16 protein-coding genes are annotated in these 22,664 nt (G+C 46.6%); 11 read left to right on the top strand and 5 right to left on the bottom strand.

The features are described from left to right. Window positions 1-178: 178 nt before the first annotated feature. The 6 genes from Enr17x_RS16670 to Enr17x_RS16645 all read left to right on the top strand — a co-directional run bounded on the left by Enr17x_RS16670 (window position 179) and on the right by Enr17x_RS16645 (window position 5,690). Window positions 179-1,513, top strand: a complete 1,335-nt coding sequence (locus Enr17x_RS16670; protein ID WP_145310638.1) for an AAA family ATPase — start codon at window positions 179-181, stop codon at window positions 1,511-1,513. Beyond that, window positions 1,503-2,453 carry a metallophosphoesterase gene (locus Enr17x_RS16665; protein WP_145310636.1) on the top strand — a complete coding sequence of 317 codons (951 nt, stop codon included), beginning with the start codon at window positions 1,503-1,505 and terminating at the stop codon, window positions 2,451-2,453. Before Enr17x_RS16670 ends, Enr17x_RS16665 begins: the two co-directional genes overlap by 11 nt. Continuing rightward, window positions 2,440-2,745 (top strand): DUF342 domain-containing protein, encoded by a 306-nt coding sequence (locus Enr17x_RS16660; RefSeq protein WP_145310634.1) that lies wholly within the window; start codon window positions 2,440-2,442, stop codon window positions 2,743-2,745. The genes Enr17x_RS16665 and Enr17x_RS16660 overlap by 14 nt, the downstream gene beginning before the upstream one ends. 126 nt (window positions 2,746-2,871) lie before the next feature. Then, a complete protein-coding gene (locus tag Enr17x_RS16655) occupies window positions 2,872-3,468 on the top strand; it encodes a P-loop NTPase family protein (protein WP_232100751.1) in 597 nt (198 codons plus the stop codon). A gap of 44 nt (window positions 3,469-3,512) precedes the next feature. After that, window positions 3,513-4,904 carry a POT family MFS transporter gene (locus tag Enr17x_RS16650; protein WP_145310631.1) on the top strand — a complete coding sequence of 464 codons (1,392 nt, stop codon included), beginning with the start codon at window positions 3,513-3,515 and terminating at the stop codon, window positions 4,902-4,904. A gap of 132 nt (window positions 4,905-5,036) precedes the next feature. Next, window positions 5,037-5,690, top strand: coding sequence for a hypothetical protein (locus Enr17x_RS16645; protein ID WP_145310630.1), 654 nt, complete (start codon window positions 5,037-5,039; stop codon window positions 5,688-5,690). A gap of 91 nt (window positions 5,691-5,781) precedes the next feature. Here Enr17x_RS16645 and Enr17x_RS16640 read toward each other — a convergent pair whose 3' ends face one another. Further along, on the bottom strand, window positions 5,782-7,806 hold the full coding sequence (locus Enr17x_RS16640) for an HlyD family efflux transporter periplasmic adaptor subunit (RefSeq protein ID WP_145310628.1): 2,025 nt from the start codon (window positions 7,804-7,806) through the stop codon (window positions 5,782-5,784). 677 nt (window positions 7,807-8,483) lie between these two features. Between Enr17x_RS16640 and Enr17x_RS16635 the strand changes: the two genes are divergently transcribed. The 3 genes from Enr17x_RS16635 to Enr17x_RS16625 all read left to right on the top strand — a co-directional run bounded on the left by Enr17x_RS16635 (window position 8,484) and on the right by Enr17x_RS16625 (window position 13,130). Next, window positions 8,484-9,431, top strand: a complete 948-nt coding sequence (locus tag Enr17x_RS16635) for an efflux RND transporter periplasmic adaptor subunit (RefSeq protein ID WP_198000626.1) — start codon at window positions 8,484-8,486, stop codon at window positions 9,429-9,431. 66 nt (window positions 9,432-9,497) lie between these two features. Further along, the gene (locus Enr17x_RS16630; RefSeq protein ID WP_145310624.1) at window positions 9,498-11,720 is read left to right on the top strand and encodes an HlyD family efflux transporter periplasmic adaptor subunit; all 2,223 of its coding nucleotides are present in this window, start codon (window positions 9,498-9,500) and stop codon (window positions 11,718-11,720) included. A 63-nt stretch (window positions 11,721-11,783) separates the two neighbouring features. Further along, window positions 11,784-13,130, top strand: a complete 1,347-nt coding sequence (locus Enr17x_RS16625; protein ID WP_145310623.1) for a sulfotransferase — start codon at window positions 11,784-11,786, stop codon at window positions 13,128-13,130. 50 nt (window positions 13,131-13,180) lie between these two features. Here the strand turns inward: Enr17x_RS16625 and Enr17x_RS16620 are convergent, their stop codons facing one another. After that, on the bottom strand, window positions 13,181-14,515 hold the full coding sequence (locus Enr17x_RS16620; RefSeq protein ID WP_145310621.1) for a HEAT repeat domain-containing protein: 1,335 nt from the start codon (window positions 14,513-14,515) through the stop codon (window positions 13,181-13,183). Between the two features lie 670 nt (window positions 14,516-15,185). On the opposite strand from Enr17x_RS16620, the gene Enr17x_RS16615 reads away from it, so the two are divergent. Both Enr17x_RS16615 and purH read left to right on the top strand, forming a co-directional pair. Then, window positions 15,186-16,334, top strand: coding sequence for an outer membrane protein assembly factor BamB family protein (locus Enr17x_RS16615; RefSeq protein WP_198000625.1), 1,149 nt, complete (start codon window positions 15,186-15,188; stop codon window positions 16,332-16,334). Between the two features lie 194 nt (window positions 16,335-16,528). Next, complete coding sequence (purH, locus tag Enr17x_RS16610; protein ID WP_145310617.1) at window positions 16,529-18,112, top strand: bifunctional phosphoribosylaminoimidazolecarboxamide formyltransferase/IMP cyclohydrolase; 1,584 nt, start codon at window positions 16,529-16,531, stop codon at window positions 18,110-18,112. 120 nt (window positions 18,113-18,232) lie between these two features. On the opposite strand, the gene Enr17x_RS16605 is transcribed toward purH, so the two are convergent. From Enr17x_RS16605 to rhaB, 3 genes are all read right to left on the bottom strand, one after another. Beyond that, window positions 18,233-19,678, bottom strand: coding sequence for a porin (locus tag Enr17x_RS16605; RefSeq protein ID WP_145310615.1), 1,446 nt, complete (start codon window positions 19,676-19,678; stop codon window positions 18,233-18,235). Between the two features lie 420 nt (window positions 19,679-20,098). Further along, window positions 20,099-21,037, bottom strand: coding sequence for a signal recognition particle-docking protein FtsY (gene ftsY, locus Enr17x_RS16600; RefSeq protein WP_145310613.1), 939 nt, complete (start codon window positions 21,035-21,037; stop codon window positions 20,099-20,101). Between the two features lie 124 nt (window positions 21,038-21,161). After that, window positions 21,162-22,655, bottom strand: coding sequence for a rhamnulokinase (gene rhaB, locus Enr17x_RS16595; protein WP_145310611.1), 1,494 nt, complete (start codon window positions 22,653-22,655; stop codon window positions 21,162-21,164). Window positions 22,656-22,664 lie beyond the last annotated feature (9 nt).

The following is a 22,664-nucleotide window of genomic DNA, read 5'->3' as shown; positions in this document are numbered from 1 at the left end:
TAAATCGATCTTTTAAGAGAGTTCAGGAAGAGGGCCGAAAATTCAGGCTCATGACCCCGTTGCTATTTATTTGACTCGAATTCCCCGGGAAAAGCAATGGTTTGATTCTCAGTAGGATCTGAAATACCAGGTAGGCCGATCCTGTGAATTCTAAGCGGCGGAGATTATACTTGCAGTCATGTTAAAACGGATTACTTTACATAACTTTATGAGCCACTCACATACCGTGATTGATCTGTCGTCAGGGCTGACCGTTCTGACGGGACCCAATAATTGCGGCAAGTCTGCCTTTGTCTCTGCCCTGCAAAACCTGACAGAGAATACCAAAGGGAATTACATGATCAGGCATGGCGCCAAAGAGTGCCGCGTGATTGTGGAAACGGATGATGGTCATACCATCGAGTGGAAGCGGAAAAAGAAAAACGCCAGCTATTGTATCGATGGAGTAGACATTCATCGAAAAACTCCTGAGCAACTAGACGAAGTACTAAGACTTTCCAAAGTCAAAGCAGGAGACAGTGACGAGTTCGACGTCCATTTTGGTGAGCAAAAATCGCCGATCTTTCTGCTCGGAGAACGAGGCAGTCGGGCGGCGCGCTTTTTCGCTTCCTCTTCAGATGCCTCTCTGCTGATTGAGATGCAGAAACTGCATCGGGGAAAGGTCAAGACAGCTCAGCAGGATTTTCAGCGTCAACAGGCGGAAGCAAAACAGATTGCGACGACCCTGGAAATTTTGAAGCCAATTCCCGATCTGGAATCGAAGTTGGAACAGCTCGGTAAAACATATGAAGCGTTACAGGCTGAAGATCAACAGATTCAAAAGCTGGAACACCTGATACAGAGTTTGGATGAGTCGGCACAGTATGTTGTGAAATTGGAACAGGACGTCGCAGCGTTGGGTTTATTGCCAGTAGAACTCAATCAGGTGCCAGAGAAACCTTTGGAGTTGTTGACACGGAGACTGAAAGAGATTGAACAGCAGATGCTGCAAACACAGTTCCAGGTATCGACTCTGTTCACTTTAGATGAGCCACCGGAATTAGCGGATGAGCGTTCACTGAATATATTGATAGAAGAAATTCAGATACAGGAACAGAATTGTGAACGGGCGAGTGCGACAGGCGAATGTTTGGATGACTTAAACGAGCCGCCCCTATTGAGAGAGACGGGACCACTCCAGAAATTGATTGAGAAACTTGATGCTGCTTACGAAAGAGCGGATCTCGACCGGATCGAGTCCCGGGTTTTAGAAAGTTGCACTCCGCCTCCTGAAATGGCTGATTTGTATCAAGTCGAACAGATTTGTCAGCAATGGGAAGCGGTTCAGGCTCAATTCAATCAATTACAAAAAGCGTATCAGGAGTGTGAAGCAGAATATGAATCAGTTCGGGTGGAACTTGTGAACTGGGCGAAGGAAAATCCGACCTGTCCGACTTGTGGTGCCGAAATGGAGCCAGAGCAATTCATACAGACTGCGGAAATGGGATTGAAGGGGCACGCACATGGAACGTGATGAATATTGCGGCGTACTTCTGATTGGTGATCCACATATCGAGGGGCGGGTTCCCGGTTTTCGTAAAGACGATTATCCCAAGGTTGTCTTGGAGAAACTGCGGTGGTGCCTGAAGACTGCGGAAGAACAGCAACTACTCCCCGTCATTCTCGGCGATCTGTTTCATGTGCCTCGCGATAATCAAAACTGGTTGCTCTATGAGTTACTGGCTCTGTTTGAATCTCCGGTGTATGGAATCTACGGGAACCATGATTGTCGAGAAAATCAACTAAATGAGCATGATACGCTGAGCATTCTTGTCCAGGCAGGCAAGTACCGTTTGCTTTCCGAAGAGACACCCTGGCGGGGGACGATGGCGGGGCGTTCTGTGATGATTGGAGGGACTTCCTGGGGGAGAAAACTGCCGAAAAACATTGAGCTTGGTGAGGGGGATGAAAGGTCGCTGGTGATCTGGGTTTCACACCATGACCTGATTGTCCCCGGTTATGAAGATCAGGGGCATTTTAAACCGTATGAAATCGAAGGCGTGGATTATGTCATTAACGGCCATATCCACCGAGCACTGGAAGATGTGATCAAAGGGCAGACGACATGGGTGACTCCCGGCAATATCATTCGCCGATCGCGCAGTGATGCCTCGCGAGCACATATTCCTTCTGTGCTGAAACTGGAAGTCACAGCCAATGGTTGGGAACGGTCCGTAATCGAAGTGCCGCATCAGGTGTTTGATGAAGTCTTTTATGAAGAAGTCTTAGAGGAAACTGAAGAGGGTATTCCTTCTGCCTTTATTTCAGGGTTAGCAGATTTGCAGTCGCGCAAGACGGATACAGGCGCTGGCTTACAACTGTTCCTGAAGAAAAATCTGGAGCAGTTTGAACCATCCATCGCAGACGAAATTAGAAAATTAGCAAGTGAGGTTTCAAAAGATGTCGTCCAATAATCAAGGGTTTGTTCCCGATATCGAAACGTTGACAGAGCAGTTTCAAAAATTGAATAAACGCAAAATCGAATCAGAACGCGATTTGGTGAATGCCCAAAAGAATCTGAATGAACTCAAACAGCAGGCGCAGGATGAGTACGGAACGGATCAGCTGGATGAGCTGAAGGAAAAACTGAAACAGATCAAGGCGGAAAATGAACGCAAGCGTGCTGAGTATCATCAGACGCTGGAAAAAATCGAAGCCGATTTAGCAAAAATTGACACAGAGCATCACGCTACGGATGCCTCCTGAAAAACATAAGACCGGATTTGAACTGACGTCATGACTGAGATGTTTTCCAACCAGGAATCGCCTTCTTCTCGAGGAGCGTTGCGCTCGCCACTCCATTTACAACGTAAATGCTGGGAGTTGTCAGCCGTGCGCAAGCAGAAAGAGAAAGAAGCGTCCCAACTGGCTGAGCAAATTCAGGAAACAGAAAAGTACATCGCGATTTCGGAACAGGTGACGGAAGCGTTGGAAACCTTGAGCGGGCAACTGTTTGAGCAGGAGCTGCAGTTGATTCAGGAGAAACTCACCATCGCGCTGCAGGAAGTTCTGGAACAGCCACTCAAGTTGAAAGCGGTGGCGGAATGGAAACGCAACGCAGCCACGGTTGAATTTCAGATCGAACGTGAGGGAAATACGGAGGACATCATGAAAGGCCAGGGGGGCTCGGTGGCCAATGTTCTTTCTGTGGGACTGCGGATGTTTGCTTTGATGACGCTGGATGAGTCAGAGCACCGCCGCGTTCTGGTTCTGGATGAACAGGATTGCTGGTTACGTCCCGATCTGGTGCCTCGGTTAGTCAAAATTATTCATGAGGCAGGGCAGGCACTCGGTTTTCAGATCATTATGATCAGCCACCACGATCCATCGACGTTTGAGCGCTATGCAGATTGTATTTATCAATTTACTCCGACTAAAGACGGGGTTCAGGTAGAACGCATTGAAACAGACTTGCAGAGAGACGAATAATCAAACACTAGCGCCGCCCCTTTGTGGAAGGACTTCATAGATCAATGGCACAGGCAAATTATCAAACGGCTCCCGTACCTCAAACATCGATGCCCTCCGGGATACCGTATATCGTCGGGAACGAAGCTGCAGAGCGATTCAGCTTTTATGGGATGCGGGGCATTCTGGTTGTGTTTATGACGCAATACCTGTTGAATGCCAGCGGTAAAACGGATCATATGTCGGGCACTGAAGCGACTGCCGTGTTTCATTACTTTGTCGCTTCGGCTTATTTTTTCCCCCTATTAGGCTCGATACTTTCGGATGTCTTCTGGGGTAAATATAAAACAATTATGCTGCTCTCTGTCGTCTACTGTCTCGGGCATCTGGCACTTGCGATTGACGAGACGCGGATGGGGCTCTTTCTCGGCTTGACGCTGATCGCCATTGGATCCGGGGGGATTAAACCCTGCGTCTCGGCACACGTGGGAGATCAATTTGGCAAACAGAACCAGCATCTTTTGAGTAAAATATTCGGCTGGTTTTACATCGCGATTAATCTAGGCGCATTCGTTTCCTCTCTCTTGATACCCGAGATCCTTAAAGCATATGGACCGCATTATGCATTTGGCTTGCCTGGGGTATTGATGTTAATCGCGACAATTCTGTTTTGGATGGGGCGGAATCGGTTCGTGCACATTCCCCCCTCGGGCTGGAAAAAATTTCGTACCGAGACGCTAGGTAAAGAGGGGATACAAGCCATACTCAATCTTTCCGTACTATTTTACGTGTTTGTGCCGATCTTCTGGTCGTTATTCGACCAGACGGGATCAACCTGGGTGCTTCAAGCGACTCAGATGAAGACGGTTTCTATTGGAGAATTTGAAATAAAAGCAGCTCAGATTCAGGCATTCAATCCTTTTTTCATTTTAGTTCTGGTGCCGACATTTAACTATGTCGTTTATCCACTCATCGATCAAGTTTTTCCTCTGACTCCGTTGAGGAAAATTTCGATTGGTTTCTTTTTGACGGCGGCTTCCTTTGCCATTGTCGCTTTGATTCAGCTCGCCATTGACCGGTCTCCAGACAACCCACCCAATATGCTCTGGCAGGCAGTTCCGTATCTGGTGATCACAGCGGGCGAAGTTATGATTTCCATTACCTGTCTCGAATTTGCCTACACGCAGGCTCCTACATCGATGAAGTCGTTTATCATGTCTCTTTATCTGCTTTCAGTAACAGTGGGGAATTTGCTCACTTCGGGTGTGAATGAATTTATTATGATTGATGAAAAGACTTCGCGGTTGGAAGGAGCTGACTATTTCTGGTTCTTCTCTGGTCTGATGTTTGTGGCGGCGATGCTGTTTGTTTTTGTAGCCCGGTTTTATCGTGGGAAAACTTACATCCAGGAAGAAGAATCCGATTTCGTACAGGCTCAGGAAGAGGGGATTCAATAAGCGGTTTACAAATCTATTGCAAAATGCTTTTCTTTATATGTGATCCTGTTATGATTTCCCGCAGGCAGTGAGTGGCTGCAAGGGCAAAAAAGTTAATTCAAGAGTCTGGTATGCTTAGATAAGGAATGGAATATGCGTTTCTCTCAAACGTTTTGTGTCGCAGTTTGTAGTTTCGGCCTGGCATTATTTGTGGGCTGCTCATCCAAGGATGATACTCGTACCTTTGATGATAAAGATTCACAGGCCTCTGCGGAAGCCGAACATGGTCATGATCACGCACATGAGCATGGGCCGAATGGCGGTCATCTTTTAGAAGTAGGTGAAGAACAATATCATATGGAAGTCGTCTTCGATAATGATAAACGGACTTTGACGGCGTTTATTTTGGGCCCGGATGCGAAAACACCATTTCCCATTGAAGGGGAGTCCATCGACTTTGATCTGGAAGTGGGTGACGACGAGCACGAAATCCCTTTGGCTGCCAAACCACTCGAGGGCGAAAAAGAAGGCAAGTCCTCGCGATTTGTCGCAGCAGGAAAAGCGATTCCGGATTCAATTAAAGCGGAATCGGATTTGAACGGTCATTTCCATCTGGATGTGGGCGAAGATCATTTCCATGTCGATCTCGAACACGGAGATCATGACCACGGTGACCATAAAGGCCACGATCACGATGATCATAAACATGATGAAAAAGCAGAAGCCAAGAAAGCAGATGCTGACAAGGCAGAGCCTGCAAAAACAGAAGTGAAAAAAGAAGCACCGAAAACGGAAGACAAGAATTGATTCTGTCTGAGCACTGAGTTAACAAAACAGCTCCCCCGGTTTTCAAACGGGGGAGCTGTTTGTGTTTCAGGTTTTGTTGAATCAACGCGGATTAAAACCAGAAGTAACGTCGGCAGGTTTCTACGACATCGCCAAAGAGTACATAGAACAAGCTACGCTCTCCACAGTCGATTTTTGCACTGACTTCTGCACCAATCCGCAGCATGGGCAGTTCCTCTTTATTAAAGGTGGCATAGGTTTCCACAATACTGCCACTCTCTTCAGACGAATTCGCACGTGTTGAGATTTCGGTCACTTCGCCTTCATAAGTCAATTCGTTCGAGGTTGCCAGAATGAATTCAACAGGCAGACCAATATCTCCTTTTTTCTCGGTGGCTCTGAGAATGTGGCCCATTCGTTTTTCTTCGACGTCAAGTTCCAACTGCCAGGGGCCTGTCGGATCCATGATTTCCAGCAATAATTCCCCGCGTTGTACGGGACGGTTTCTTAGAAGTTGTTCGATCTGGAATGTTGTAACGACACCATCAATGGGGGCTTTCACATTCAATTTGTCCAGACGACTCTTCAGAATCTCTAAGTGCTTCTCTACACCGAAAATCTGAGTCCGTAACTCATATAGTTTCCCGCGTAGATTGATGTCATCTTCAGTGGGGCGACTATTGTTGTTGCCAGCCTGAAGACGGGCATTGGTGGCAAACGATTGGATGCGAAGTTCTTTCAACTTGTTTTGGGTATCCACGACCTGGGTTTTGAGGTCTTCATTACGAATCTCGATCAGCAGATCTCCTTTTTTCACTCGTTGACCGCTTTCGACATGAATCGCAACAACTTCTCCCTCCCAGTTAGTGAAAACTTCCCGTTGAACTGTCGGCATCAGTCTGCCATCACAGCTGACACGGTAATCATAGGGGACTAAAGCCAGAGCGACTCCTGCCGCTGCGATCAAGGCTGTAATGACCAGTGTTTTGACAAGCGTTTTTCCTCTTAAAGCCGCAAAGCATCGGCCAATAAATCGCCAGAAACGCATCAGGAAAATGCTTTCATGATTGCGGGAGTTCGCAATTCCACTGGCAATATGACCTGCGAGCAGGTCGGCACGTTTTTCCAAGTGTGGTCGTGGTTGACTGTCGGTAATTTGCTCAACAATCAAACCGCCGATGAGTTTTTTGGGGACATCTTTTTGACGCCCCCCCAGCGCTTCTTCATCGCTTTTAATGACCTGCTCAGGTTCAAAAAGTGGGAGGATCATGATCATCCGAGTTCCGCTTTCCTGCAGATAATCTGCCAGCGGTTCTTCAATCTGAGGCGGAATGGATTCGACTGCCCCCGAGTAAATAAATGTTTCCCGCATGGAAAGTACTTTATTTGCCAGATTAGAAAGCAGCCGAACCGTGTTGGCTCGCTTATTCACTTTATCCTGACCATTGATGGCTTCAATGACGGTTTTCTTGCCGTATTGCATCGCCAGGCTGACTCGGTCTGCGTCGAGTAATTGTCTCCCATCATTAACGATGGTGGCGGAGACTTCGGTTAAATCAAGGCTGCGATGAATTTGTTGTACGAACTGATCAACTTCTTCCCAGGCTTCGAGCGAGGAATCTGTTTGACTGGCTTTTTCGCGTTCTGTCAGATAATGCGAAGCATAACCTGACATCTGCTCTACAAATTGCAGATAGCCAGGGTGGGCCTGTTTGGGAGAATTCGATCGCTGAAAGATTTCAATAACGCCAACCGGCTTCTTTCGGATGGTTAATGCAGCGACAATAATGAGGTTGTCAGTCGGTAAATGGACGTCACTCTCGTTGTCTGCGGTGAAGATACGTGCTTCTGCCGTTGATAACACGTCAGATAACAGCCGTTGATTTTTCAGAATGGCTTCTGGTTCTTCATAGAAACCGGTGTCTGCCAGATTCACTTCACTTTTTATAGCCAGCCGACCGCTTTCGTCGATTAACCAGGCTGCTCCTGCCGTTGCTCCCAGACCGGCAACCACTCTTCTGAGAAATTCCCGAAAGAATGTCTCCGCGGCCACATTTGAATGAGCGAACTCTTCGATTTCCCGTGCAATTCGAATAACGCGTTCACGAGTTTGACTGGGTGATTGGGTGCTTGTCATCGAACTAAGTTACCTGTTGGGTCTGTTTATTACCGGTTCTCAAATTCCTGAAGACGGATGTCTTCTGGAAATTATACGGTAAGACTGCCGGAAAATATGGTTTTTAGTGAAATGCTACACCAATATTTATTGTCTGGACAATCTTACATTCACTGATTTTATTCAGGAAGGAGGGCGTTTGCAAAATCGTATTTTGCCGTAAACTTAAAATTTCCCCCATGTTGCGTAATTGAAACGGAAGGTTTGTCTAACCGGTTTAAGGGGGATGATTCCTATAAATGGCCTTCTAAAGTATGAGACGGTCCAAAATTTAAAGTATAACATGCGTATAATGAGAACTGGCTATAATTCATAATCTGATAAAGATTTACGAGAAGCCTCATTCTGAATGGGTTGACTGGGGCCTTTGAAATAAAAGACAAATAGGGCGAATGGGTGAAATGTGTTATTTATGCAGCAAGGGTGCCTAGATTCAACCTGGCGTTATGTTCCAACCTCCCTCCAAAAAATCATGAACGCATTGTGGAAAATTGCTTGTCAGAGGGGGGAGTCAAGCGTTAGATATGAGGCTCCGAAGTGTCTATATTTATATCAAACAGCATTTGTTGATAAATCGGCGTATCGGGAAACATTTTCCGCATTTACAAAAATTTCGGATTCAATTTGAGGGTGAAGAAATGAAGTTAAGCTTCGTGAATACTTTTTTCGGCGTGATTTTGATGATCGGAACCAGCATGATTCTGGCTGAACAGAACCTTGATGCGGGAGATCAGGCCAAAGAAAAGGTGACTCCACCCAGTCCAGGGGCTGAAATTACTGTGAATGAGTGTCGTATTAAATTGATTGACCGCGTAATTCTGGGAAGTGATCGCCCGGGAGTCCTCGAATTTGTAGAACCGAATGAAGGGGAACAGGTTAAAAAAGGGCAGATTGTAGCAGCATTGAAGAGTGATGCATTACAGGCGTCGCGAAAGACTGCCGAAAAACGCTCATCGAATGATATTGAAATTCGTTATTCCAAAAAAGCACGTGATACGGCTTATGTTGAACTGGAAATGAATCTGGATATTAATAAACGAGTCGCGAAAGCGATTTCTGATTTGGATATTAAACGTTTGCAACTGAATGCAGAAAAGAGCGATTTACAAATTGAACAGGCTGAGCTCGAATTTGAGATGAGTAAGTTACAGCTTGAAGAAATTGATGCTCAGATCGAAGAGACCAAGGTCACTGCCCCCTTTGATGGGATTGTCACGAAAAAATTCCGTTCGACAGGTGAAGTCGTTCGCCACGGTGATGAGGTATTGGAACTCGTAAGTACGAAACGGGTCAAAGTAGAATGTTATGTCAATCTGGAAGATACCTGGAAGTTTCATATAGGAACGCCGGTGGAGGTCCAGTTAGACATTCCCGGAATTCGTCTTCCCATTGAAGAGAATAAATACACGGGCCGGATCACATTTATTGACGTAGAAGTCGAACCGATTCATGGAAAGTCGATTCGTGTCTGGGCGGAAGTGGAAAATCCGGAAAATGAATTGAAAGCCGGTTATATGGCGACGATGAAAATTTTGCCAGATAAAACCGAAAATAAAGTGGCTGCAGAAAGTACCGTCAAAAAATAGGAAATCGAATGACCCACTGAGCTGATATTTTTGAGTATCCTTTCCTGTTAAAGACATTTACGGCATATGAGCACTTTAAGCGAATCCATGACATCCTCAACCGAACGGCCAATTCCGTTGAGTGTGCGCGATGATTTAATCAGCAAGTGGATTCATTATAAAGGTCTGGGATATTGGGTGATTAAAGATCCGGTATCACTCAAGTACACGCGACTTCACCCGGAACAGTTCTATATCTTGAATCTGCTAAATGGAGAGCGCAATCCTGATGAGATCAAAGATGAGGTACATCGGCAATATCCGACGTTGCTGCTTTCGATTTCGGAAATTCAGCAATTGATTTCTGACTTATACCGCAAAGGATTGCTGACCAGTGGACGGCCGGGACAAGGTGTCACACTGATCAAACAGCGGCGGGAAGAACATAAAAAGAAATTAGTGACGACCTTTCGTAATCTGATGTATCTCAGACTTCCCGGTTGGGACCCGGAAACAACGCTGCAATGGTTATATCCTTATGTGAAATGGATGTGGCGTCCCTGGGCAACGATGATGTTCGCATTGCTGATTGTCTCTTCCTGGATCCTGATCGGTGTGCAATTTGAAGAATTTCGTAGTCGATTGCCTGAATTTCAGCAGTTTTTTGGCTGGCCGAACCTGATTTACATGTGGTTTGTACTCGGTGCCGCGAAAGTCGTTCACGAGTTTGGCCATGGTTTATCGTGCAAGCATTATGGCGGTGAGTGTCACGGGATGGGAATCATGTTTCTGGTTTTCAGCCCCTGTCTCTATTGCGACGTTTCCGATTCCTGGATGCTGAGAAACAAATGGCAGAGGATCATTATCGGCGGCGCGGGGATGTATATCGAAGTGATTATGTCGGCGGTTGCTGTCTGGGTCTGGTGGTTTACAAAACCAGGTCTGCTGAACCACCTGGCATTGAACCTGTTTTTCGTTTCAACGGTCACAACCGTGATCTTTAATGCCAACCCGCTGATGCGGTTCGATGGCTACTATATGATGAGCGATTTGCTGGAAATACCCAACTTAAGGCAAAAAGCGGACAAACATCTTCGCGATACATTTGCCTGGTATTGTCTGGGGATCGAATCTCAGCGAGATCCCTTTATGCCGGAAACCGGTAAATTCTGGTTTATCGTTTATGCGATCTCCGCGTCGTTGTATCGCTGGTTTATTATGTTCGGTATTACGCTGTTTCTGTATACCGTACTGAAACCATATGATTTACAAAGTATTGGTGTCACACTGGCAGTCATTTCAGTAGTGACATTCATCTGGGGGATTGTCTCCAACATTTACAAAATTATTTCTGCACCGAGGACCGAACCCATGAATTACTGGAAAGTATCAGCGACATTGACTGTCTTCGCCGCTGTGATTCTTGGAATTCTTCTGATCCCAGTTCCCATGCATTTTGAAGCGCCTTTTATCGTCGAAGGCTACGACGTTCAGCATGTTCGTACTACTGAGAGTGGGCGACTGGATCAGATCTATGTTGAACCGGGACAGCATGTGGAAAAAGGACAGCTTCTGGCGAGCATTGTGAATCTTGAGAAGGAAGATGAGCTCAATCAATTAAAAAATCAACGTCTTGTCCAGGAAGGAGAGATCAAGAAATATCGAGCCTTAGGTGATCTGGCAGGTGTGAAAGTTTCAAAAGAAGAATTAGCGACGATCGAAGAACGGATTGCAGAAATTGAAACACAATTGGGAAATATGAAAGTAATTGCTCCGATCAGTGGAACTGTCGTCGCACCGGCAAGTCAGCCTGAACCCAAATTATCTGATTCAAAAAAGCAATTATCGCGCTGGTTTGGGACGCCCCTCGATGCCAAGAATGCTAACTGCTATCTTGAAGAAGGGACTCACATGTTGAGTATTGCTCCCGAGTCTCGTTATCAGGCGGTCTTATTTATCGATCAGGAATACCGGAATGACTTTAACGTGGACCAGTCAGTCGAACTCAAGCTGGAACATTTGCCCGATAAAACGTATCAGTCAAAAATAGAACGCGTTGCACATGGGCACCTGGATTATGTGCCACCGACTCTCTCCAATAAAATGGGTGGGGAATTGCCAACGGTTACTGATAAGGATGGTCGGGAAAAGCTAACCAGCACGGCATATCAGGCAATCGTCCCACTTGATGAGGATGTTGTCTTGTTCCGAGCCAATATGCGAGGGAAAGCTCGATTTCTGGTTAGTCAATTAACGACGGGCCAATGGATATGGCGCTACTTCCGCAAGACCTTCCATTTCCGACTCTGATTGATCGGCGATCTATCTCTTCGCATTATCTCACAAATCGTTCAGAAGCAGTATCGGGGAACAATGGCAAATCTCCTCGCTGAAGCAGTCAAATTACTCCAGGCTAACCAGGCAAAAAAAGCAGAAGAGCTGTTAACGCCGTATTACCCGGCCAATGTCAATAATGCAAATTTTCTACATTACTATGGGCTGGCTGCTTCGAACAGTGGTGATTATGCGTCGGGCATCGAACGTCTGAAGAAAGCGATTGCGCTCAAACCGAATGTTGCCGAATTCCATCATAATGTGGCGGCAGTCTATCGCCTGGTGGGAGACTTTAAACTTTCAGAACAGCATTATCTGACGGCACTGGAATTGAAGCCCGATTACGCTGAAGCCTATTTCAATTATTCAGCGGCCCGAAAATTTCAAGCCGACGATGGGATTGTTTCTCTAGTCGAACAGCAGGCATCGCGAACAGATCTGTCTGATGTCGATCGTTGTTTTCTGGGCTTTGCGGCTGGAAAAATCTTTAATGATATTAAGGACTACGATAAAGCATTTGCATTTTATGAGATGGGGAATCGCTTCAAGAATGCTTCGTTTGAAATTGATCAGTTCAGAAATGAAATCGATCAGATGATTTCTGTATTTTCTGCTGAAATGATTCAGAGTCTGGTTGCAGCAGGGAATCCGAGTAAAGTCCCGGTGTTTATTGTGGGAATGCCACGAACTGGTACAACGCTGGTGGAGCAAATATTATCCAGCCATCCTGATGTGCATGGGGCAGGAGAATTACCTGATATTGCCAGTATCGCTGGTACAATGAAGCAGCATGCGACTCAGAAACTTGAATTTCCCGATTATCTGGCTCATGTGCCTGAGCAGGTCTTCTCCGGTTTTGCAGATGCGTATTTGCGTCGGTTGCGGACGTTTGATCATTCGGCAGTTCGCATCATTGATAAAATGCCAAGCAATTTTCTCTATCTTGGATTAATTGCCATCATGTTGCCCGAGGCAAAAGTGATTCATAGCCAGCGGCATCCGCTTGATACCTGTCTGTCCTGCTATTTTCAGCGTTTCCGACGCGGGCACGAATATTCGTTTAACCTGACACATCTGGGACTCTATTACCGTGAATATGAGCGGTTGATGCAGCATTGGAAGGAAGTCTTACCAGAGGCACCATTCGAGTTGCATTATTCTGATCTGGTAGAGAACCAGGAAGAAGTCTCGCGAAAGTTGATTGATTTCATCGACGTCGCTTGGGATGACCGTTGTTTAAAATTCCAAGACAACAATCGACCTGTCACGACGGCAAGTAACTGGCAGGTTCGTCGACCGATGAATCGTTCTGGAATGGACCGCTGGAAAAATTATGATTCGCATCTGGAAGCACTACGACAAACGTTAGAACTGGTTGAACGCTGATTTGGCTGTTGATCTGGCATGAGATGTTGTCCACTCCTGGATCCTGTGGTTTATTGAAGTACTGGAACCACTCCCGTTTGATTTTGTGTAGAAGCCCACCAGAGTCGCCAGAGTCTTTCATTGTAGCCGAAGTTTTGTTGCGTGATCTTTTGTAATGCAAGCAGAACGGCTTCGTTTTGATGTAAATGTTTTACAGAGACCGTCCGCATCTGTACTTTGGGTTGTTGCGACGGAAGTACAATCACTCCATTCGGGTAACGCCCCGCCAACAAACCTGCTTCGATATTTGGCGGCAGGACCACGCCCGAGCCACCGAATGTGCCATTAGTATTGTAGCTGTAGGTTGATGTGGTGTCGGGAACTCTAACGCGGTACGTATGCCTGGTTGTCAAGGCAGAGATCAGGTCAGGGACGACGGTTCGGTCTCCGATTGCTTCAAGGCCTTGACCTGCCCGCTGAACAATAACGTTTGATTTGTTTTTCAGGCCTTCAATAAAAAATGCGATTGCTTGCGTTGCGTTGCGTTTTGTGAGCACATCAAGCGCAGTCTGTCGAATGGTTTTGACCGGATCTGTCAGAACCAGTTCAGACAGTGGCCGCAGTGGTTTATCCCCCGGAATCTGGTCGAGAGTTGAGATCAGCAGCGACCGAATCGCCATGTGTTTGTGTTTGCCCAGCAAACGGCCCAGGGCTGCGACTGCATGAGGATCATTAATGGCTTGGAAATTCTGTAAGCCTTCCTGTTGTTGTAATAAATCATTGCCACTGATCCAGATCAGCCAGAGTTTGACTTTCTTGATCCATTTTCGTTCTGCTTCCAGATCAGCCTGGTTTTTCTCAAGTAATTCCAGTTCAGCGGAAGAGACATAGCGACCTTTGTATTTGATATAACCGTTGTTGCGCATAACTTCATCGCGCGTCATCCATTCTCCGTTGCGTTTTGTATATCCAAGTGCCGCTCGCGCCTTGGAGTGATCGGGATCAAGTTGAATTACATTTGCCATTTGCTCAAGCCGTTGTGCATTGAGATGATTTTTTAAGCACCAGTCGGCGAGTTTGAGATGTGCCTCTACGGTATCCTCAATTTCTTTCGAACGAGATTCATACTTCTCAATTGAAAGTGGTCGATTTGTGATGAACTCAATATGTTGAGAATTAACGGCAATCGACCCACCTGAGAGAGTCTGGATCACGCGGGTTTCTACTGAACTTGAGGTTGTTCGCAAAAGCTTCCCCCGAATCTCACCACCGTTTTTGAGTTTGATCAGATCAGCCTGGGCAGGGGAGCAGTTTAAAGCAGTCAAGCCAATCAAAATGTAAAACACTACGATTGAGTTAAAATACGTTTTCCAGAATTGCTCGGCGTTTGTGATGTGAGTTCTCATACCAGGTCACTTTTGAAATTGTTGGTATTCGAAATAATATCCAATGAAGCAAAATAGAGCCACAAATCGGATATTCACGGTGGAATTGATGTTGATCACTATGAATTGTTTTATTGTAGGCTTTGGAGTCAGTAATCGAAAGATCTTAACAGGAAGGGATTCAATTTTACCGGTGATTCCAGATTTGCAGGATTGTGCTCTATTCTGAAAATGAAAATTCGTGAAATTCTCTGCAGGTGACTCTATAAATGGTGAGAATAACACTGAAATGTTCAGTTCCGGTACAGGAAATTCTCGAAATCTATCCCGAACAATGCTGGATTCCCACTTGGATGGGTGGGTAGAATGGGTAGAGTGAGCCATGCGAGGTAGAACAGGAGACTGGATTCCCAGTCTGTTTTTAAAGAGAGATTTCGATCGTGTTGGGTTCATGGTGTAAACTTCAAAAGAGAAAATTACGTAATGGTATCTGCCACTGAAGCCTTACCTTTCATCAAGCAAACTCTGTTTCCTGAATCAAACTTGAAAAGAACTTAATATGTCTGTTTGGAAGAAGTTGACTATTAGTTGTCTGGTGTTAATTCTGACAATCTCTGTGAATGATTGTCTTTTAGCTCAGCGATTCAATGAATCTTCAGTTGGCATATCATTGCTATCGAAACGAGAGTTGGTGCAATACGACTTGGACCGTGTCTGGTGGGGACAGGCAACTGTTGACCCTCAGCGAGATAAAATCGTTCATTTGACACTGGATGAAATCAACTTATATGCCCTCTCAACCGCTGGGATCATCACTGCTTTTAATAACGAAACCGGAAAAAAACTGTGGGCCACGCAGTTGGGACGCGGGAATAACATCAGCTATCCTCCGGTCTCAAATTCAAAATATGTCTTTATCACGGTTGGCATCAAACTGTATTCGATTGACAGGTTGAGTGGGGAAATTGACTGGGAGTTGCAACTACCCGGTTCAGCATCCACAAGTCCCACTGTAGATGAAGATACCGTATATGTCGGAACCTTAAGTGGACGTGTCTATGCGTGGGATTTAAGGAAGCTAAAAGAATTAAGCAATGAATCCAAGCTTCCGTCCTGGCGGGAAAGTGCGATCCGGTGGACATATCAGACTGGCGACAAGGTGACGACACCTCCGGTTGTTACGAACCGTACACTTTTATTTGCCAGCCAGGATGGATCACTTTATTCGGTCACTTTGAATGACCGTCAACTCACGTTTCAATTTGAAACAGATGCTCCAATCTCAGCCAGTCTGGCTGAAGATGAGAAGAGCGTATTCCTTGCCTCTGAAGATCAGAATTTGTATTGCTTGAATATCTTAAATGGTATTGTGCGTTGGAGAATTCGAACTTCGTTCCCTATTCGCAAGCCTGTGACTGTGCTTGAAAATGAAGTCTATCTTTCGTCTAAAAAGAAAGGGTTGTTTCAGCTTTCAGCAGAAACCGGTCAGGAGCAATGGTGGCAACCACTTGCCTCCTCTTTTGTGTCATTATCACCGAACCGTCTCTACGCCACCGATGAGATTGGAAATCTGCTGGTTCTCTCCCGTACTGATGGTGCGGTGCTTTCTGCAGTCCCGTTGAGGAAGTATCGGATTAAATTAATGAATGAACGGACAGACCGTATTTTCTGTTCTTCAGAATCAGGTTTAATCATGTGCCTGAGACAGAGCGACCTGCCTTTTCCGATCCGGTTTAAACATCAGGATCGCTATCCTATCCTGCCTGAAATCACTCCAGAAACGAGTGCGACAGCGGGGGATGCAGCGACTGCTCCCGGGGATGCCAATACTGAACAGTAAAGAGCCTTCGCTTTCGTGAAAGTCGGCTGCTCCAGGTTTGTTTTCTGATTGCATTGCAGCTAAACTGACTTTTCGTTGAGTGTCTGGCAGTAAAATATGCTGCAAAATCAGCATCGTCAGTACTCGGGGCAAATCTATACTTGGTGGAAAAACGGTGGTTTTTCTGCATTCTCAGGCGATTGATAAAGAAACAAATGAGTAATTCGCATCCGCGTCGTGCTTTGGTCAGTGTCAGTGATAAATCAGGCCTTGATGTTTTTGTGAAAGGTCTTGCTGAACTAGGGTTTGAGTTTATTTCTACTGGAGGGACCCGTCGCTATCTGGAAGAGCAGGGGGTCAATGTCATTGATATCTCTGAGTACACGGGCTTTCCTGAAATTATGGATGGACGTGTCAAGACGTTGCATCCCAAAGTGCATGGTGCAATTCTAGGTAGACCGGACTTGCCCGGTGATGCGGCCGCCATCGAAGAATTTGAGATTGTGCCCTTCGAGTTGGTTGTCTGCAATTTGTATCCATTTGAAGCAACGATTGCCAAGCCTGATGTCACATTGGCGGAAGCCATAGAACAGATTGACATCGGCGGCCCGAGTATGGTCCGCTCCGCTGCCAAAAATCATGCTTACGTCGGGATTGTGACTTCGGAAGGGCAGTACAGCCGGGTGCTCGAGGCATTGCAGGCTGGTCCTTTAACGCCAGAATTTCGTCTTGAACTTTCAGCAGCTGCATTTGAAATGACGGCCTGCTATGATCGCGCCGTTTCGAATTACATGTCCTCTGTTTTGCCAGCCCAGGAAGGAGCTGACTCCCGGTTTGCAGAGCAGATGAGTATTAATCTTGTTCGGAGAGATCAATTACGATACGGAGAGAATCCTCACCAAAGTGCTGCCTTTTACGTTGAGAAACACCCGCCTGCTGCGAGTGTAGCGAACGCAGAGCAACTGAATGGGAAAGAGCTTTCTTATAATAATTTCCTGGATCTGGATGCGGCCTTACAGATTGCCAGTGATTTTGACGCACCTGCAGCCGTTGTGATAAAGCATACAAATCCTTGTGGATGTGCCACTGCAGATTCACTGGCTGAGGCATTTGAAAAAGCCTATGCCGGCGATCCAGTCAGTGCGTTTGGATCCATCATGAGTTTTAATCGTCCCGTTGATCGGGAGACCGCCGAGAAATTATGCGAACCAAACCGGTTTATTGAAGCGATTATTGCTCCTGATTATGAACCGGAAGCATTTGAGTTACTCACTACGAAACCAAAGTGGAAAAAAAATGTTCGGCTGATGAAGTGCCCGATGATGACCCCTTCAGAGGTTGCCAGTCTGGATTATCGCAGAGTATCGGGAGGCTTGCTGGTTCAGGAGAGAGATGAACTACGAGACGACAGTACTGACTGGAAGGTTGTCACGAAACGGGAACCAACGTCCGAAGAACTACATGATCTCTCTTTTGGCTGGATCGTGTGTCGTCATGTAAAATCTAATGCGATTATTCTGGCAAAAGATGAAATGCTATTGGGAGCGGGGGCAGGTCAGATGAGTCGTCTCGATTCCTCCTACATAGCGGCATACAAGGCCGGAGATCGTAGTAAAGGGGCAATTGTTGCCTCGGATGCCTTCTTCCCATTTCGTGACGGTATTGACGAAGCAGCGAAGGCTGGTGTGACCGCGATTATTCAGCCAGGTGGGTCAGTCCGCGATGAAGAAGTGATTGAAGCCTGTAACGAGCACCAGATCGCCATGATCTTTACTGGTCGTCGGCATTTTAAACATTAATCGATACCGCGAATATAAAATTAAAGGAGCCTTCTTCACTATCTGAAGAAGGCTCCTTTTTTTATAGCAAACTCAATCAGGTTTCCCTGTTTGAAGCGTGGGTTTAATTACCCGCTGGTCTTAGAAGATGAGAATGACGTCTGTACCAACAGTAAACTGGCTGTCTTTGGTACCACCATCTGATGTGGTCCAGGGATCAGCACCGTCAGCCCAGTCCCAACGAACTTCAGGACGAATTCGCATGCAGGAATTTAACTTGTAGTTCAAACCTGCTGTGATTTCGTAGTAGTCCGTTCCGGGGTTACCCAGCTGAGTTCCGTTGTGGTCACGCCACCATTCAACACGCATACCTGCTTGAGCACATTCGCTCATTTCGTAGAACAGATACTGGTTGATGCCGTAAGCTTCAGCGTCCTGACCTGGGTCATTGACGTCTCCATTACGGTAGAACATGTGGTCATGCTGGAACACGTAAGACAGATTGTCGCTCAGTTTTTGTTGAGCAACAATACTGAAGACAGTCAGGTTGGAAGTTCCACCGAAAGCATCGTTTTCACCACCAGAGCTGATGGCAAATGTCAGCGAAGTATCTTCACTATCGCTGGTCCAGCCAACAGAACCGAGGAAACTCCATTCGTTGTTCTGAGATTCGAAGTCATCCCAACCGGTTGTGATACCACCAGTCAGAGAGATATTGTCGCTCAGGTCAGTACTGGCTAATGCACCAGTGTGGGTGAATGGCTCATCATACTGCATGGTATAAGCATGTGAGTAGAAGAAGTTGTCCGGAGCAGGCACCACTTCGTATCCGATGACGGTGTAGAAGTGACCGATGTTCAATGTCACCCCGTTCCCGATCGGAGCATATAACGATGCGTACAACTGAGGCATTGCCAGACCGATCTGGTTAGCAGTTGCTGTGTCGTTTTGTGACCAGGTTCCGTCAAAGTTGGGTGTGTTGTTAGGACCACCGAAAACTGCTGTATCAGCAGCATCAGAACCAACAACCATATCAACACGACCACCCCAACCGAAGCAATCTTCGTTGGCGGCAGCGTCTTTTTCCAAAACGAAGTAGAGCTGGTTCAACATGAACTGACTGTCAGCCTGGTTGAATCCCACACCTGGTGTGTTTAAATCGTTTTGTGGACGGTTGCCATTGAAGGTAATACCGAATTCCAACCAACCGCTGAGTTTCCAGCCATTGTCTTCGAGGAAATTACCACAGCCATCACAGTCGTCGAACAGACGAGTGAGACGTCCGCTGCAGCAATCGCCATCATCGCTGGATGCTTCTTCACCACAGCAGGTGTTGGGATCGGTACAGGTTGGAGCACAGGTCTTGGGGGCACAGCACTCTGCTGATAACCGTTCCAGTTCTGTGGCCAGCTTGTCACCAGCTTCTTCGTACACTTTGGTGCAGCAAGCCTTGGGCTGTGCTGGTGTGCAAGAAGGAGCACAACTAGCATCACCACCGAATGCGGGTGATACCGCCATGAGACCCAGCCCACTTAAGAGGAGCCCAGTCAGTCTGGCTTTTCTTTTGAATTCTTTCAACGTTTGCATATTTTAACTCCTGAGTACACGCGTAAGGTGCTTGGTCTCCATACCGTCAGAAGGGAGGCGTATATGCTTTCCAAAACATTTAGTTAATAGAAGCCATACTGACGGTCTAATCAAACATTCCATCGTTAGAACTAGAGGACCTGTCATGGTCCAAACAATGAGCGCTAATAAAACGATGGCTCTAACTCGGAATATCGGAATTTCCCGTAGTGGTTTTGATGAAAAGAGATACGTCAAGAATATCTTGCACGATCAGGAGGGTCATGCATGGTTCGCTATATTTCGGGAGCCGAATATTTTAACAAATGATGAATATCATTAAGTATGCGCGTTTTTCATGCAAAGATGAAAAAGTAGAGTTACCAACTCTGTAGAAGTACTAAATGAATAAGGCTTTAAGACGAGCCTGTTTTGGAGGCATCAGACGAACAGCGCGTCTACAAACCCCTGTGAGTTAAAGAGTTCCAAGTCATCTATTTGCTCCCCAACCCCGACGTACTTAACGGGGATGCCCATCTTCTGGCGGATGGCAACAGTGACTCCGCCACGGGCAGTACCATCTAATTTTGCTAAAATTAGTCCCGTGCACTCGACTGCTTTCGTGAAATTCTCGGCCTGGCTGATCCCATTTTGGCCTGTCGTCGCATCCAGGACTAACAGACTTTCGTGTGGCGCATTCGGGATCTTTTTGCTGATAACCCGTTTGATTTTTTGCAATTCTTCCATCAGGTTCGTGTGCGTTTGCAATCTTCCTGCTGTGTCGATGATCAGATAATCAACACCGGTTTCCAAGGCTCGTTCGCATCCGGTATAGGCGACACTGGCAGGATCCGTTCCGTCTGGCCGTGTTACAATATCGCATCCCAGCCGGTTGGCCCACATCGTAAGTTGCTCGACAGCAGCAGCACGAAACGTATCTCCAGCCGCTAATAAAACGGTTTTATTCTGTTTGAGAATTAAATTGGCCAGTTTTGCGATCGAAGTCGTTTTACCGACTCCATTGACCCCGGCTACTAGAATAACGGTGACTCCGTCTGGGTTCTGATTCAGCGGCGACAGAGGGTCTTCGAGGTCCCATTTGGTATCGCCTTCGCCTTCGAGTAACGATCTGAGTTTCTCTTTGACTGTTTCTTCAATTTCATCAAGAATGACAGTTCGACCGCCATGTTTTTTACGAATTTCCTCACAAATTGCAGAAGAGGATGCGACTCCCATGTCAGTCTTAATCAGACGGGCTTCGAATTCTTCGATCTTCTGATCATCCAGAATTTCACCCGCTTTAAATAAGTCACGAACATCGGTTCGCAAAACTTCTTTTGTTTTTTCCAAGCCACGTTTTAAACGGTCAAATAGACCCATTATTCTACTCTCTTACTATGTGAAGCTGGATAAATGTCGTAAAAAATATTTACAGATCGGGATGATATAGATTTCCAATACAGACAGCAAGCATCTGCTTGTGAATACCAGATTGTCTCACTGTTTACGACCTGGCGTTCAGAAGGCTGTCAAATCGTTGATTTGCCTGTTCCCAGAGATCCTGGTCTTGTGGCTCATATTTTTGAGTATCCGTGGAATTTCTGACAATTTCTCGAATTTCTGCCAGAGAACTCACGGACCCTGCTGCTCTGGCCTGGACTAAGACATTTCCAAGCCCAGTTGCTTCCACGGGGCCTGTCACGACAGGAATCTGGCAGGAGTTTGCTGTGAACTGATTTAGTAATTCGTTTTTTGTCCCTCCGCCGACGATGTGTATGATTTCGATGGGGACACCTGTCAGTTCTTCCAGCCAGCCGAGAACCTTGCGATATTTGAGAGCCAGGCTTTCCAGAGTACAGCGAATAAACTGCCCTTCGGTTTCTGGAACTGGTTGCCCGGTTTCTTCACAAAAACCTTTGATGGCTTCCAGCATATCGTCAGGACTGAGAAATCTTGTGTCATCCGGATCAACGAGAGAACGAAAGGCCTCAGCTGAGGCAGCAGCCTCGGCGAGTTCCGAGTAGTCCAGCGTCTTTCCTCGACGCTCATAGGCACGTCTGCATTCCTGAACTAACCAGAGCCCCATAATATTTTTCAGCAATCGGTAGGTTCCGTCAATGCCTCCTTCATTGGTGACATTTAATTCAAAGGCTCGTTTACCAAGAACCGCTGAATTTACTTCGACACCCATCAATGACCAGGTTCCGGAGCTGATGTAAGCCCAGTCGGGATTCCCCGTATGCGATGTGGGGATGGCTGCGACAGCGGAAGCAGTATCGTGTGTGGCAGGAGTGATCACGTCGATTTTGCCAAGTCCCGTCTGTTGCATGACTTCATCGCGGAGCGTCCCCAGCTTTGTTCCGGGGGGAACAATTTTGGGAAACATACTGGTGGGAATCTCGAGTTTCCTTAACAAATCGACGGCCCAATCTCCTGTTTTGGGGTTCAGGCATTGTGTCGTGGTTGCATTAGTGAACTCTACGACTTGGCTTCCTGAGAGCAGCCAGTGGAAAAAATCAGGCATCATGAGAAAAGTTTCCGCCTGATTTAATAATTCTGGATCGGTCTGCTGCATCGACAACAATTGATAAAGTGTATTGATCTCCATAAACTGCAGTCCGGTGGCATCGAAGATCTCCTGTTGAGGCACGCGAGATGTTGCTAAATTCAACATGCCTTCCGTACGGGGGTCACGATAGTGATAGGGTTGTCCGAGGAGTTCCTGCTTCTGCGAAAGGATTGCATAGTCAACTCCCCAGGTATCGACTCCTACTGAAATGATGCGATCGCCGTATTTTTGGGCTGCCAGCGTCAGGCCTTTGAGAATTGATGACCAGAGACCGATGACATTCCATCGGCGCGTGCCTGCCACCGGAACGGGCCCATTGCTGAAACGGTAGATCTCCTCTAGTCGGATCTGTTTCTCTTCCAGAATTCCTGCTAATACGCGTCCGCTCTCAGCGCCTAAATCGACTCCTAAAAAACACTGTTCTGGCATTGATAACAC

The organism is Gimesia fumaroli (genome assembly GCF_007754425.1).
Taxonomy (GTDB): domain Bacteria; phylum Planctomycetota; class Planctomycetia; order Planctomycetales; family Planctomycetaceae; genus Gimesia; species Gimesia fumaroli.
The sequence above is the reverse complement of the archived record's forward strand: the minus strand, read 5'-3'. Positions and strand labels throughout refer to the sequence as shown.